A 12,822-nucleotide genomic window follows, 5' to 3' on the forward strand; every position below is an offset into this window, starting at 1 on the left:
AGGTACCGTGGAACTTTGAAAACAGCCACAAGCGTTGCTTCCCAGAGGCGGAACGTTGCAGATAGACGCGGTAGACCAGCGGATCATTGCGTTACTCGTCGCGGACGCCCGCGCGTCCTACGCCGACATCGGCGCTCGGGTGTCACTCTCCGCCCCAGCGGTCAAACGTCGCGTCGACCGACTACGCGCCACCGGCGTCATCAGGGGATTCACGGCTGTCGTTGATCCGGCCGCCGTCGGCTGGACCACGGAGGCCTTCGTCGAGCTGTTCTGCGCCGGCCGGACCACCCCGGCGCAGATCGGCGTCGCCGCCCGCCGACACCCCGAGGTGGTCGGCGCGTACACCGTCTCCGGGGAGGCGGACGCGCTCGTGCACCTGCGCGCCGCCGACATCGCCCACCTGGAGGCAGCGCTGGAGCGGCTGCGTGCCGAGTCCTTCGTGACCTCCACCCGCAGCACCATCGTGCTCTCGCGGCTGGTCGAGTCCCCCGGCGTCGGCCCGTCCACCCGCGCCTCTTGACCTCAACCCGGGTTGAGGAGATGGACTGACCCGGAGTGGGCGAGGCAGCCCAGCCAGGCCGAGGGGGATGTCATGCGGGCGATCTGGTTACGTGAGTTCGGCGGGCCTGACGTGCTGGTGCCCGGCACCGCGCCCGACCCGACGCCCGGCCCCGGCCAGGTGCTGATCGACGTCGCCCACGCGAACATCACCTTCATCGAGACGCAACTGCGCGCCGGTCGGCCCGGCCCGTTCCGCCTCACCCCACCGCTGATCCCCGGCAACGGTGTCGGCGGGGTGATCACGGCGGTCGGGTCGGACGTCGACCCGGCGCTGACCGGGCAGCGGGTGGTCAGCGCCACCGGCGGTTCCGGCGGTTACGCCGAACGCGCGGCAGTGGACGCGTCGGCGTCGATCGCGGTGCCGGTCGGGTTGGCGCTGGACGACGCGGTGGCGCTGCTGGCCGACGGGCGGACCGCCACCATGCTGATCGAGGCGGTCGGTGTCCGCCCGGGTGAGCGGGTGCTGGTGGAAGCCGCAGCAGGTGGCGTCGGCAGCCTGTTGGTGCAACTCGCGGTCCGGGCCGGGGCCCGGGTGATCGGCGTGGCCGGTGGGCGACGCAAGGTGGACCTGCTACCCGGCCTGGGTGCCGAACTGGCCGTCGACTACCTCCTGCCCGAGTGGGCCGAGCAGGTCCGAGCGGCGGTGGGTGGGGTCGACGTGGTACTCGACGGGGTCGGTGGTTCGGTCGCCCTGGCCGCCTTCGACCTGCTCCCCCCGGGCGGCCGGATGGTCAGCTTCGGGTTGGCGAGCGGGGAGTGGTCCCCGGTATCCGTGGAGGCCGCCACGGCACGGCAGGTCACAGTGGTCCGGCCGGACGTGCCACCCGCGCGGCTGCGGGCGTACACCGAACAAGCCCTGGCGGACGCGGCGGCCGGCCGCCTGCGACCGCTCATCGGCCAGCGTTTCCCGCTGGAACGCGCCGCCGACGCGCACGCCGCCATCGAGGCGCGCGCGACGGTCGGCAAGACCCTGCTGGACGTGGCCTGATCGGGCTCAGAGATACATGCCGGTGCGGTGCTCCGACTCGTCGCGTCGGAGCGGCTTGTCACCCTCACCGAAGAACCGCTTACCGCCGAACTCGCCGTGCAGACGGTCGTCCAACTCGTCGGCGAGACCGGTCATCACCTGCACCGCCAGCATCAGATGGGTCGCCTGGAAGTTGCGGCCGAACACCGGGATGGACGCCCAGACCGTGTCGTCGGCGCAGTAGAGGCGGCCGATCGGCATCCGGTTCGTCAGTTCGGAGAGCTTCACGTAGAGCCGCTCGGTCGGCTCCACCTCGGTGAGCACCGGGGAGAAGACGTCCACCAGGGGCGGGTTGTCCCGTACCCGCACGAAGACCATCGCCGAGCCGGCGCGGATGGTGATGTCGCCGTCCGAGTCGATCTGCAACTGGTCGGTGTCCGACTTCAACATCGTGGAGACCACGGTACGGACCCGGTCGGCCAGGTCGAGCACGTCGTCGCGCTCGACCTGGGCGGCGGCCGCCTCGGCCAACGCCTCCTCCAGGTCCGCCTCGACGTCGGCGTCCGGACCGAACTCGCTGCGCGCCGTGCCCAGCGGGTCCACTGCCAGCGGTTCGCCCTCGGCGTCGTGCACCAGGTAGACGAGGAAGGCCGGGTGCGGAGCACCATAGACGTCCCGCAGCGTGCGGGAGAGCAGCGTGGCGACCTGGGTCGACTCGGCCGTCGTGGCGTTCAGCCCGAAGGAACCGCCGGAGCCGGCGACCACCCCGGGCGGGGACCAACCGAGCGCCACCATGTCCGCCACCGCGCCCCGGTCCAGTCGGTAGCCCGCCGGAAGGGCGGCGTTCCCGACCGCGCGGGCGGACAACACCCGGTCCGCGTCCACGTCGACGCTTATCGAATAGACGGCGTCCCCGGTGCCGGAGGCGGTGGGGTCCAGGGTCACATCGAGGTGCGCGCCGACGGGAAGTTCCCGCAGCCGTACGGCGAGCGCGCGGGCGAACTCCCGCCACGCCTCGGTCACCTTCGCCCGCAGGTCGGTGGTGCTGGGCTCGTCGAGCAGGATCGATTCCGCCGGCTCAGTAGAAGCGCCGGGCAGCTCACCGTGCGGCGCCGAGGGGTGGTCAGCCGTCATGATCGCCTCCGTCCGTCACGATCACCCTACCCACGCCGCCGGTAGGTCGAATCAGCCCGGACCGGGATCGGACAGCGGCCGTCAGGGGGCCGTGGGGTCCGCGGGGTCGTCGCCCAGCTCGACCGGCCAGGTGCCCGCCAACGCGCTGAGCCGGGCCGCAGCGTCCGCCGGATCCGCGCCCCGACCAACCGCCAACCCGAAGAGGTACGCAGTGACCGGCGCACCCGGACGCAGCACCTGGTGGGCGACGTCCCGGGCCAGATCCAGCACCGCCGGCACCGGCACCCCGGCCGGGTCCAGATTCAACTCGGCGCACACCGCCGTGACCCAGTCGTCCATCACCGTCATCGCGCCCACTCCTCCGCCCGGCGTACGTCCTCGTCAGTGTCGCAGTCGAACCACGGCGGCGGGCCCTCGCCGGACCAGGCCACCTCCCGCACGACGAGACCGGCCAGCAGCGCCCGGACCGGGGCTCCGGACAGACTGCCGCCCCGCTCGGCCGTCAGCCGGTCGAGAGCCGCCCGCAGCGCCGCGACCCGCCAGACACCGCAGAGCGACTGCCGCCGGCCGTCCCCGTCCACGAAGCACGCCCCGTCGGGTCGCCGCTCGCTACTGCCGAGGCCGCTGCGCACCGGCGGTGCCTGCGCGCGGCCGGTGGGCCCCGGCGGCTCCGGAGCGAGGCCGCTCTGAGCTGCCGGCGCCGGAGCGGAGCCGCCGGCCGGCGATTCGGTGTCGGGGGTCTCCCGGTCGAGGTGGGTCAGCAGGTCTGCGATCGCGGCCCGGGTGAGCAGCGGCAAATCGGCGGCGAGCAGCGCGACCACCGTGGTGTCGGGGTCCAGCACCGCCAGGCCGGCCGCCGCCGCGGCGACCGGGCCCCCACCGGGCGGGTTCTCCCGGACGACCCGCACACCCGCCGGCACGGCGTCGGCCGCGCCGACCAGCACCCGCGTCGTCGCATCGGGGACGGCTGCCAGCACCCGGTCACGCATCGGCCGGCCGGCGACCGGAAGCGCGGGCTTGTCGACCCCGCCCATCCGTCGGGCGGCCCCACCCGCGAGCACCACTGCGGCGTACGTCCCCACCCGGCCACCGTAGCCGTGCCGGCCCGGCCTCCCACTCCGGTGATCATGGAGTTATCGCTCGACACGCCGACGACACGCACGGACAACTTCATGATCAACGCGCGAGGGTGGGATGGCCGGTCGCCGGTGGCCGTGCGGGCGGCCCGGCGTGGGGTGGAGGATGGCGGGATGGGACGGGCAACTGATCGACGGGGCGTACTCCGGATCGACCTGGACGCGGCGACCGCCGGGCGCCTGTCGGTCCGCCGCCCGGACACGCTCGCGGTGGAGGAACCACTGGAGATCCGGGTCGGCGCGGCCGGTCCCGGCAGACGTCGACCGCTCGCCGTCACCATGCGTACCCCCGGCGACGACCTGGACCTGGCCATCGGTTTCCTGCTGACGGAGGGGCTGATCCGGTCGACCGACGACGTGCTGACCGCGCAGCTCTGCGCCGGCGCGGAGACGCCGAACACGTACAACGTGGTGGACGTGGTGCTCGCCCCCGGCGTACCGGAACCGGCCACCGACCCGTCCCGGAACTTCTACACGACCAGCTCCTGCGGGGTCTGCGGCAAGGCCAGCATCGACGCGGTACGCACCCGGTCGCTCTTCCCGGTCGCGGCGGATCCGCTCAGCGTGCCGGCCACGCTGCTCGCCGAACTGCCCGACCGGTTGCGCGCTGCCCAGCGCGGCTTCGATCGGACCGGCGGGCTGCACGCGGCGGGGCTGTTCACCCCCGACGGTGAGCTGGTGGTGCTCCGGGAGGACGTGGGCCGGCACAACGCCGTGGACAAGGTGATCGGCTGGGCCGTGCGGGAACGCCGGCTGCCGCTCGCCGGGCATCTACTGCTGGTCTCCGGACGGGCCAGCTTCGAGCTGACCCAGAAGGCGTGGATGGCGGGGGTGCCGCTGCTGGCCGCGGTGTCCGCACCGAGCACCCTCGCCGCCGAACTGGCCGACGAGGCGGGGATGACACTTGTCGGCTTCCTGCGTGGGCGGACCATGAACGTCTACACCGGGCCGCAGCGGATCACGGTGGAGCAGCCAGCCTGACCCGAGCGGCCGGTCAGCGACCGATCCGGTCGATCAGATCGAAGAGGGCCAGCCGTGCGGCGGCGTCGCGGGCGATCAGGAAACCGGCGATGCCGAGGATCCAGCCCAACGCGCTGCCCGCCTTCGTGACGATCCAGGCGTTCAGGCGGGCCAGCACCGGCTCGACCAGTCGCGGGCGGGCCACCCTGGCACCCAGCAACAGCACCGCCGGCAGCACCATGACCAGGCAGTACCCGGCGAGCAGCCCCACCACGCCCGCCGCTCCCACCCCCGAGGTGGCCAACAGACCCACCGCGCCGAGGTACGGGAGCATGGTCGCCACCTCGGCGAGCGCCGCGAGCAGCGCGAGCCCGACCAACCAGCGGGCCGAGGAATCCCCGGCGGTGGCCCGGTCCCGCCAGCGCAACACACCACCGGTACGTGGGCGCCGCTTACCGTCGTAGCGGAAGCTGAGCGCCAGCATCCCCACGCCCAGGACGAGTTGCGCCCAGAGGACGGCCCGGTTGTCCAGGGCGCCACCCAGCGCGTCGCCGATCGCGCTGCCACCCCAGACCAGCAGCAGTCCCACCGCGAGGTAGAACGCCGCGATGGTGGCGAGGTAGCCCAGGATCCGCCGGACGTTGACCGGCCCGGGGGCGAGCAGCAGCCAGACCGGGATGAAGAGGGTGCCGATGCTTGTGCTGTCGATCAACGCCAACCCGGCCAGCGACAGCAGCAACTCAGGGGTCATGTCGTACCAACACGGAGAACAGCCACGAGATCATTCTCCGGCGGTGGTGACCCTGTCGCGTCGGCCGTGGACAGGAGCAACGCGTACATCCTTCGACGGAGGGCGTCGCCGGAGGAGCCCGTCCCGGGGCGATGGCGGCCGGGCGCTGGAGAAGGACGGCCGTCAGTAGGTGACTCGGCCGGCGACGGGCGACAGCGTCAGTTGACCAGCACGATCCTTCCGGGTGCGTGGCGCGCCTCGCTCAACTCGTGCGCGGCCGCGGCCTCGGTCAGCGGGAACGTGGCCGCGACGGGAATGTGCAGCCGACCGGATTCGGCAAGGCGCACCGCGATGTCGAGGCCGTGTACCGCGAGCACATCGGCACCGGACCCCACTGCCCTGCCCGTCCGATCCGCAGGTGCGCCGTGCGACAGGTGGACGCCGTGGGCGGCGGCGGCGAAGTCGGCGATCGTCACCACGCGTGCCGCGTCCCCGGCGATGGTGATCAGATCGGGGAGTGCTCCTCCGGCGCAGTCGAACACCGCGTCCACCCCGCCCGGCGCCAGCCTGCGGACCCGGTCGGGCAACCCGGGCCCGTACGTCGTCGGCACCGTGCCGAGCGAACGCAGGAAGTCGTGATTGCGCGCACTCGCCGTGCCAATGACCGCTGCGCCACGGGCGGCGGCGACCTGAACGGCGACGCTGCCGGACGCGCCAGCCGCGCCGTTCACCAGCACTGTGTGCCCCGCTTCGACCCCGAGCCGATCGAGAACGCGGGTGGCCGTCTCGACGCTGCCGGCGGCGCCACCCGCCTCCTCCCAACTCCACGCGGCGGGCTTACCGGCCCACGCGCTCAGCACCACGTGGTCGGCGTTGGCGCCACGGGTGGCCGACGGGGCCATGCCGAACACCTCGTCGCCGACGGTGACGCCGGTAACGCCGTCACCAACCTCGTCGACGACCCCGGCCGCGTCGAAGCCGGTCCGCCACGGGAACGTCACGGGCACCAAGTCGGCCAGCTTGCCGGAACGAATCAGCACCTCCCCCGTCGAGACCCCGGACGCCCGGACGGCGATACGGACCTCACCCGGCCCGGCGTGGGGGGCCACGACCTCGGCGACGTGCACAACGCTGGGCGGCCCGAACTCGGCGAATACGACAGCTCTCATGGGCCGAACCGTAACGGAGCACCCCGTCCGGTTAGCTAAACTGAGACCGGTGACGGTCGAAGTGAGACAAGCCCAGCGGTCGGATGCGCGCGACAACCGGGAACGCATCCTGGCCGTCGCTCGCCTGGCGTTCGCGACCAACGGCCTCGACGTGCCGATCCGGGAGATCGCACGGCGGGCGCAGGTGGGCGCCGCCACGATCTACCGGCACTTCCCCACCAAGGACGCGCTGCTCGCCGAGGCATTCGCCGAACAGATGACCGTGTGCTCGGCGATCGTCGAGGAGGGCCTCGCGCAGCCCGATGCCTGGCTGGGCTTCCGCCTGGTGGTGGAGAAGCTCATGGCGACACACGCCCACGATCGAGGCTTCGCCCGCGCCTTCATCAGTCAGCTCCCCCAGGAAGCCGGCTTCACCGCGGATCGCACCCGAACACTGCGCATGCTGGCCGAACTCGTCGACCGCGCGCGAGCGACAGGACAACTTCGGGACGACTTCGTACTGGAGGACCTGGTCCTGGCACTGATGGCCAACGAAGGCATACGAGCCGAGTCAACCGCCAGACGCCTGGCAGCCGCCCGTCGGTTCGCGGCATTCATGATCCAGTCGTTCCAGACAAGCCCAATGCGGGAACCACTGCCACCAGCCGTACGCCTACCGCTCTCGGCACCCTGATCAACACTCGACGGCCACGGTGTCGGCGTCAGACGACGACGGGGGTAACGGGCCGCCCTGGCACACCTCAGGCCAGGTCGAGGATGCTCCACCTGGCGGGGAGCACCTTCGCCGCCGCCTTGGGTCGCACTGTCGCGTAGTGCGCCTCGTGGGTGAGTGCCGCACGGGCGGCATGGCCGAACGAGATGTCGCCGTCCACGGCGCGGGCCAGCTTGCCGGTGTCCCGCACGTCCTCGGCGTCGAGCGGCAGCAGGCGGATCATTGGAGCAGTCATCATCAGGGCCAGGAGCGCGGCATCGATCTCGTCGGCCACGCTCGCGAAGGCGACAGCCACGCAGGTCGCGGGGACGGCCACCTGCCGACCCTCGTCGGCGACCTCCAGCATCAACTCCCCGACCGAGACGTTGCCCTCGATGTAGGCCGTCAGCGCCGACGCGTCGAACACGACAGCGATCTGATCGCTCACCCGGCGCGTCCCAACATCCGACGCCCCTCGGCCAGCGCGTCCGCCGGAATGGGCGTCGCCAGCCGCTCCCGCCACCGCGCCCTGCCCGCCTCGGTCACCTCGATGCCGGCCCGCCGCAGCACCTCGTCGAGGTGCACGCGGGCCATCTGGACCCGTACCGCCGCGGTGATGGCGGCCGAGACGTTGGGCTGCTGGTCGAGCCACTCCGCGACGTCGTCGGGGAGGCTCACAGAGCGCTTCACGGTCACATCCTCCAGCCTATCAATTCCGGTAGCACCAACGGTATTACCGCGCGGATCGCGGGGCCGGTCAGCGGTGGCCACGTCGGCTCCGTTTGCGGGGCCGGACGACCCCGGGCATCCCGACCGACGGCCAGCCGTCCAGCTCGGCCGGGGGCACACCGCGCCGGAGCAGGTCGTCCAGCAGCATGGCGAGTGAGTAGTCGGGGTGCAGGCTGAGCGTGCGTTCGAGCGCGACCGCCGCCAACGCGCCCTGTCCGGCGCGCCAGGCGGCGAACGCCAGCAGCGCACCGGGAGCGGCGGCCATCTCCGGCTCGGCCCGGCGCAGCACGTCGGTCCAGAGGGCGATGTCCCGGTCCCGACCGTCGGTGCGTTCCCACGCGTGATCGCGGACCGGCAGGTGGGTCATCAGCAGGCTCAACCAGGCCGCCTCGTCGTCGTCGAGCCGCTCACCACGCCGCTGCCGGCGCTGGGCCTCGCGGACCGCCGCCACCCCGGCGGCCCGCAGCGTCCGAGCACCGAGCCTGTCACTCTCGGGTGCCTGCTCGATCAGCTCGGCCAGCCTCAGCTCGGCGCGGGCGGTGGCCGCGCGGGTCGCGTCGCGGGCCGGGCCGTCCACCGGTGCCACCTGCGCCACCAGGGCGGCCCGGTCGGGGAGTGCGACCTGGCCGGCGAAGACCGCCGAGGCGGTCACCCGGTTGACGGTCGGGTCGTAGCGGCGACCCTCGGGCGGGCAGCAGTCGGGCGCGGTGCAGAGATAGGACCACCAGCGGCCGTCGGTCACCCGCAGCGCGTCGAGCACGTGCAGCCCGAAGTCGTTCAGCGCGTCGCGGACCGCGTCCACGGCCGGAGTGACCCGCTCCGGTTGCCCGTAACCCACAACGGTGGCGGCCTCCGCGCCCTGCCGGCGGATCACACCAGCCAGGTGCCCGGCCAGCCCGCCCGGCTCGGTCGGGTCGGGCAGGTCCGCACGGGCGGCGAAGACGATCTGCCGGCCGACCAGCGCCACGGCGACCACGCTGTCGGTGGGATGAAACCCGAGCAGGTACGGCACAGCGGCGATCAGGTCGGCGGGTGAGCGGACGGCGAGCTGAGGGCGTTCGGTCGAGGCCATGTCGGAAGCCTGCGGCGGGGGTACCGGGCCCTGCCACCCCTGTGGATGACACGCGGCTTATCCACAGTTACTGAACGTGTTCTCCCTGTTCACGCCACACCTACTACTGCGGAGAGAGCGCCGATGTCGTCGGGCGACACCTGGCTGTCGCAAGGAGCGGTTACCGTGCGCTGATGGACCTGGCGTACCTGCGCGCGCATCCGGCACACCTCCCGACCTTCCGGACCCATCAGCGGCTCCGGGAGACGCCGGTCGCCGGCGGGAACATCTGCGCCGCCGCCCGGCTCACCCTCGACGACGGGCACTCCGTCTTCGCCAAGTCCTGGCCGGAGGGCGCCGACCGACCGGTGCCGGAGGGCTTCTTCGCCGCCGAGGCCGCCGGCTTGCGCTGGCTGCGGGAGGCCGGCGCGGTCGGCGTACCCGAGGTGATCGTGGTGCTGCCGGAGCTGCTGGCGCTCGACTGGGTGGAGCCCGGCGAACCGACGCCGGAGGCCGCGGAGCGGTTCGGCCGCGAGTTGGCCGGGCTGCACCGGGCGGGCGCGCCCGCGTTCGGCGCGACCTGGCCCGGCTACATCGGCTCGCTTCCACAGGACAACACCCTCACCGGCGGGCGCTGGTCGACGTGGTTCGCCGAGCGGCGCCTCGGCCCCTACCTGCGACGCTCGGTCGACAGTGGCGCGCTGACCGGCGCCGATGCCGCTCTGGTGGAGCAGGTGATCGACCGCCTCGACGGGCTCGGCGGCGACGAGCCGCCCTCGCGCATCCACGGCGACCTGTGGCCGGGCAACGTGCTGTGGGGGGCCGACGACCGGGCCTGGCTCGTCGACCCGGCGGCGCACGGCGGGCACCGGGAAACGGATCTCGCCCAGCTCTCCCTCTTCGGCGGCATCCCCCACCTGGATCGGGTGCTGGCCGCCTACGAGGAGAGCTGGCCGCTACCGGACGGCTGGCGTGACCGCGTGCCACTGCATCAGCTGCATCTGCTGCTCGTGCACACCGCGCTCTTCGGTGCCAGCTTCCGCGATGTGGTCGTCCAGACCGCCCGTGCCGTCCTGAGCCGGGCCGAGCGCGCTACGGTCGACAGGTGAGCGTCGCCCCGGGGACCGACGGCGTCCTCGTCGACCGGTACGGCCGCGTCGCACGGGACCTGCGCGTGTCCCTCACCGACAAGTGCAACCTGCGCTGCACCTACTGCATGCCGGCGGAAGGGCTGCCCTGGCTGGCCGGCCCCGAGCTGCTGACCGACGAGGAGATCGTCCGGCTGGTCCGGGTGGCTGTCGAGTTGCTCGGCGTGACCGAGGTGCGGTTCACGGGTGGTGAGCCGCTGATCCGCCCCGGGCTTGTCGACATCGTGTCGGCGGTCGCCGCCCTCGATCCTCGCCCCCGGGTCTCGCTGACCACCAACGGCATCGGCCTGGACCGGCTGGCCCCGGCGTTGCGGACGGCCGGTCTGGATCGGGTGAACGTCTCACTGGACACCCTGGACCCGGACCGGTTCACCAAGCTGACCCGTCGCCCCCGCCTCGACGCGGTGCTGGCCGGGCTCGCCGGGGCGGCGGCCGCCGGGCTCAGCCCCGTGAAGATCAATTCGGTGCTGATGCGTGGTGTCAACGAGGACGAGGCCCCGGCCCTGCTCCGTTTCGCCCTCGATCACGACTACCAGCTGCGGATCATCGAGCAGATGCCGCTGGACGCCCAGCACGGTTGGGCCCGAGACACCATGGTCACCGCCGAGGAGATCCTGGCCTCCCTGCGTACCGTGTTCGATCTCAGCCCCGACCCGGCCGAGCGTGGCGCGGCACCGGCGGAGACCTGGCTGGTCGACGGAGGCCCCGCCCGGGTCGGCGTGATCGCCAGCGTCACCCGCCCCTTCTGCGGGGACTGCGACCGCACCCGGCTGACCGCCGACGGCCAGGTCCGCGCCTGCCTCTTCGCCACCGAGGAGTCTGATCTGCGCGCCGCGCTGCGCAACGGCGCGGACGACGACGAGGTGGCCCGGCGCTGGCGTACCGCGATGTGGGGCAAGCGCGCCGGGCACGGCATCGACGACCCCACCTTCCTCCAGCCGACCCGGCCGATGTCCGCGATCGGGGGTTGAGCGTGGAGGGGGTACCGCTGACCGTCCGCTACTTCGCGGGCGCCCGCGCCGCCGCCGGCCGCGCCGAGGAGCCCCTCCCCGCAGGGCGGTCACTCGACGACCTCACGGCCGAGCTGACCCAGCGCCACGGCGACCGGCTCGCCGCGGTCCTGCGGGTGGCGAGTTTCCTCGTGAACGGGGTCACCTGTCATGATCGTCAGGCACCCCTACCGGCCGGGGCCACGATCGATGTCCTGCCCCCGTTCGCGGGCGGCTGAGGAAGGCGCACACACATGATCGCGGTTCTGGGGTTCGTGACTGTCCTGGCGCTGGTCACCGGTCTCATCCACCTCTACCTGTGGAAGCGGCTCGTCCGGGACACCACCACGCCGGGCCGCTGGCGACGCGTCGGCGGGATCGCCGCCCTGGTGCTGGCCCTGCTCGTGCCGGTCACCCTCGCCGGAACACAGGCCGGGCTCTACTGGCTCGCCTGGCCGGGCTACCTGTGGCTCGCGCTGATGTTCTACCTGCTCGTCGTGCTGGTCGTGCTTGAAGTTCCGATGCTCGTCGCCCGGCTGGTGCTGCGCCGCCGGGTGGTTGCCGCGGAGCCGACCACCGCCGCGCCCGAGCCGGTGCTCGTCGGTGCCGCCGGGCCGACCGAGCCACCGGCCGCCGGCGCCGCCGCAGCACCGGACCACGACCCGTCCCGTCGGTTGCTGCTCGCCCGTGGGGCGGCCATCTTCGCCGGCCTCACCGCCACCGGCGTCACGGGGTACGGCATCCGCACGGCGCTCGGCCCGCCCCACCTCGACCGGGTGCGGATTCCGCTCGCCAAACTCCCCCGCAGCATGGACGGCCTGCGCATCGCCACCGTGTCCGACATCCACCTCGGCCCGCTGCGCGGCCGGGCACACACCGAGCGGATCGTCGCCGCGATCAACAGGCTCGACGCGGACATCGTCGCGGTCGTCGGTGACCTGGTCGACGGCTCCGTGGCCGAGCTCGGCTCGGCCGCCGCACCTCTGCGCGACCTGCGCTCCCGCTACGGCAGCTTCTTCGTCACCGGCAACCACGAGTACTACTCCGGTGTGGAGGAGTGGGTCCAGGAGGTCGACCGGCTCGGTCTGCGGGTGCTGCAGAACCGGCGGCAGGAGATCCAGGCCCGTGGCGGTGTGCTCGACCTGGCCGGCGTGAACGACCTCACCGGGGCAGGCACCGGCCTCGCCGCCGGGCCCGACTTCGCCGCCGCGCTCGGTGACCGCGACCCGAGCCGTCCCGTGGTCCTGCTCGCGCACCAGCCGCTGGCGGCCAAGGAGGCGGCCCGGTACGGCGTCGACCTGCAACTGTCCGGGCACACCCACGGTGGGCAGATGGTGCCGTTCAACCTGGCCGTCAGGCTGGAGCAGCCGGTGGTCAGTGGGCTCGGCGAGGTCGACGGCACCAAGGTCTACGTGACCAACGGCGCCGGTTTCTGGGGGCCTCCGGTCCGGGTCGGCGCGGAGCCACAGATCAGCCTGGTCGAGTTGCGCTCGGCATAGCGGAGGTCACGTACGCGCGTGGCGGCGGGTGGCCGGCGCGGCGGGCGTGACAGGATGC

The 12,822-nt window shown here is 72.7% G+C and carries 16 protein-coding genes; 8 read left to right on the top strand and 8 right to left on the bottom strand.

Features of this window, described 5'->3' with window-relative positions; translation table 11 throughout:
• Positions 1 to 55 precede the first annotated feature (55 nt).
• Together ACQP0U_RS32110 and ACQP0U_RS32115 are read left to right on the top strand one after the other, a co-directional pair.
• The gene (locus ACQP0U_RS32110; protein WP_433314442.1) at positions 56 to 520 is read left to right on the top strand and encodes an Lrp/AsnC family transcriptional regulator; all 465 of its coding nucleotides are present in this window, start codon (positions 56 to 58) and stop codon (positions 518 to 520) included.
• A gap of 72 nt (positions 521 to 592) precedes the next feature.
• The gene (locus ACQP0U_RS32115; RefSeq protein ID WP_433314444.1) at positions 593 to 1,549 is read left to right on the top strand and encodes a zinc-binding dehydrogenase; all 957 of its coding nucleotides are present in this window, start codon (positions 593 to 595) and stop codon (positions 1,547 to 1,549) included.
• 6 nt (positions 1,550 to 1,555) lie between these two features.
• On the opposite strand, the gene ACQP0U_RS32120 is transcribed toward ACQP0U_RS32115, so the two are convergent.
• From ACQP0U_RS32120 to mobA, 3 genes are all read right to left on the bottom strand, one after another.
• The gene (locus ACQP0U_RS32120) at positions 1,556 to 2,662 is read right to left on the bottom strand and encodes a T3SS (YopN, CesT) and YbjN peptide-binding chaperone 1 (RefSeq protein WP_433314447.1); all 1,107 of its coding nucleotides are present in this window, start codon (positions 2,660 to 2,662) and stop codon (positions 1,556 to 1,558) included.
• An 81-nt stretch (positions 2,663 to 2,743) separates the two neighbouring features.
• Positions 2,744 to 3,010, bottom strand: coding sequence for a DUF6457 domain-containing protein (locus ACQP0U_RS32125; RefSeq protein WP_433314449.1), 267 nt, complete (start codon positions 3,008 to 3,010; stop codon positions 2,744 to 2,746).
• Entirely contained in the window at positions 3,007 to 3,744 is a 738-nt protein-coding gene (mobA, locus tag ACQP0U_RS32130; RefSeq protein ID WP_433314452.1) for a molybdenum cofactor guanylyltransferase, read from the bottom strand. Before mobA ends, ACQP0U_RS32125 begins: the two co-directional genes overlap by 4 nt.
• Before the next feature lie 168 nt (positions 3,745 to 3,912).
• Here mobA and fdhD point away from each other — a divergent pair, with 168 nt between their 5' ends.
• Entirely contained in the window at positions 3,913 to 4,779 is an 867-nt protein-coding gene (gene fdhD, locus ACQP0U_RS32135; protein ID WP_433314454.1) for a formate dehydrogenase accessory sulfurtransferase FdhD, read from the top strand.
• A gap of 13 nt (positions 4,780 to 4,792) precedes the next feature.
• Here the strand turns inward: fdhD and ACQP0U_RS32140 are convergent, their stop codons facing one another.
• Positions 4,793 to 5,509 (bottom strand): GAP family protein, encoded by a 717-nt coding sequence (locus ACQP0U_RS32140; RefSeq protein WP_433314457.1) that lies wholly within the window; start codon positions 5,507 to 5,509, stop codon positions 4,793 to 4,795.
• 197 nt (positions 5,510 to 5,706) lie between these two features.
• A complete protein-coding gene (locus ACQP0U_RS32145; RefSeq protein WP_433314460.1) occupies positions 5,707 to 6,657 on the bottom strand; it encodes an NADP-dependent oxidoreductase in 951 nt (316 codons plus the stop codon).
• Positions 6,658 to 6,706: 49 nt separating this feature from the next.
• Between ACQP0U_RS32145 and ACQP0U_RS32150 the strand changes: the two genes are divergently transcribed.
• Positions 6,707 to 7,330 carry a TetR/AcrR family transcriptional regulator gene (locus tag ACQP0U_RS32150; protein WP_433314463.1) on the top strand — a complete coding sequence of 208 codons (624 nt, stop codon included), beginning with the start codon at positions 6,707 to 6,709 and terminating at the stop codon, positions 7,328 to 7,330.
• Positions 7,331 to 7,397: 67 nt separating this feature from the next.
• Here ACQP0U_RS32150 and ACQP0U_RS32155 read toward each other — a convergent pair whose 3' ends face one another.
• The 3 genes from ACQP0U_RS32155 to ACQP0U_RS32165 form a co-directional block, all read right to left on the bottom strand.
• On the bottom strand, positions 7,398 to 7,796 hold the full coding sequence (locus ACQP0U_RS32155; RefSeq protein ID WP_433314466.1) for a hypothetical protein: 399 nt from the start codon (positions 7,794 to 7,796) through the stop codon (positions 7,398 to 7,400).
• Positions 7,793 to 8,038: a hypothetical protein gene (locus ACQP0U_RS32160; protein WP_433314469.1), complete on the bottom strand. Its 246-nt coding sequence runs from the start codon at positions 8,036 to 8,038 to the stop codon at positions 7,793 to 7,795. Before ACQP0U_RS32160 ends, ACQP0U_RS32155 begins: the two co-directional genes overlap by 4 nt.
• Positions 8,039 to 8,105: 67 nt before the next feature.
• Positions 8,106 to 9,149, bottom strand: a complete 1,044-nt coding sequence (locus tag ACQP0U_RS32165) for a DUF4192 domain-containing protein (RefSeq protein ID WP_433314471.1) — start codon at positions 9,147 to 9,149, stop codon at positions 8,106 to 8,108.
• Positions 9,150 to 9,322: 173 nt separating this feature from the next.
• Here ACQP0U_RS32165 and ACQP0U_RS32170 point away from each other — a divergent pair, with 173 nt between their 5' ends.
• Genes ACQP0U_RS32170 through ACQP0U_RS32185 form a run of 4 tightly spaced genes read left to right on the top strand, consistent with a single transcriptional unit; the run spans position 9,323 to position 12,764 of the window.
• Positions 9,323 to 10,237, top strand: coding sequence for a fructosamine kinase family protein (locus ACQP0U_RS32170; protein WP_433314473.1), 915 nt, complete (start codon positions 9,323 to 9,325; stop codon positions 10,235 to 10,237).
• Positions 10,234 to 11,247, top strand: coding sequence for a GTP 3',8-cyclase MoaA (moaA, locus tag ACQP0U_RS32175; RefSeq protein WP_433314476.1), 1,014 nt, complete (start codon positions 10,234 to 10,236; stop codon positions 11,245 to 11,247). The genes ACQP0U_RS32170 and moaA overlap by 4 nt, the downstream gene beginning before the upstream one ends.
• Positions 11,248 to 11,249: 2 nt before the next feature.
• The gene (locus ACQP0U_RS32180) at positions 11,250 to 11,504 is read left to right on the top strand and encodes a MoaD/ThiS family protein (protein ID WP_433314478.1); all 255 of its coding nucleotides are present in this window, start codon (positions 11,250 to 11,252) and stop codon (positions 11,502 to 11,504) included.
• A gap of 15 nt (positions 11,505 to 11,519) precedes the next feature.
• Entirely contained in the window at positions 11,520 to 12,764 is a 1,245-nt protein-coding gene (locus ACQP0U_RS32185) for a metallophosphoesterase (protein WP_433314481.1), read from the top strand.
• Positions 12,765 to 12,822 lie beyond the last annotated feature (58 nt).

This window comes from Micromonospora sp. CA-269861 (genome assembly GCF_050948505.1).
GTDB lineage: Bacteria > Actinomycetota > Actinomycetes > Mycobacteriales > Micromonosporaceae > Micromonospora.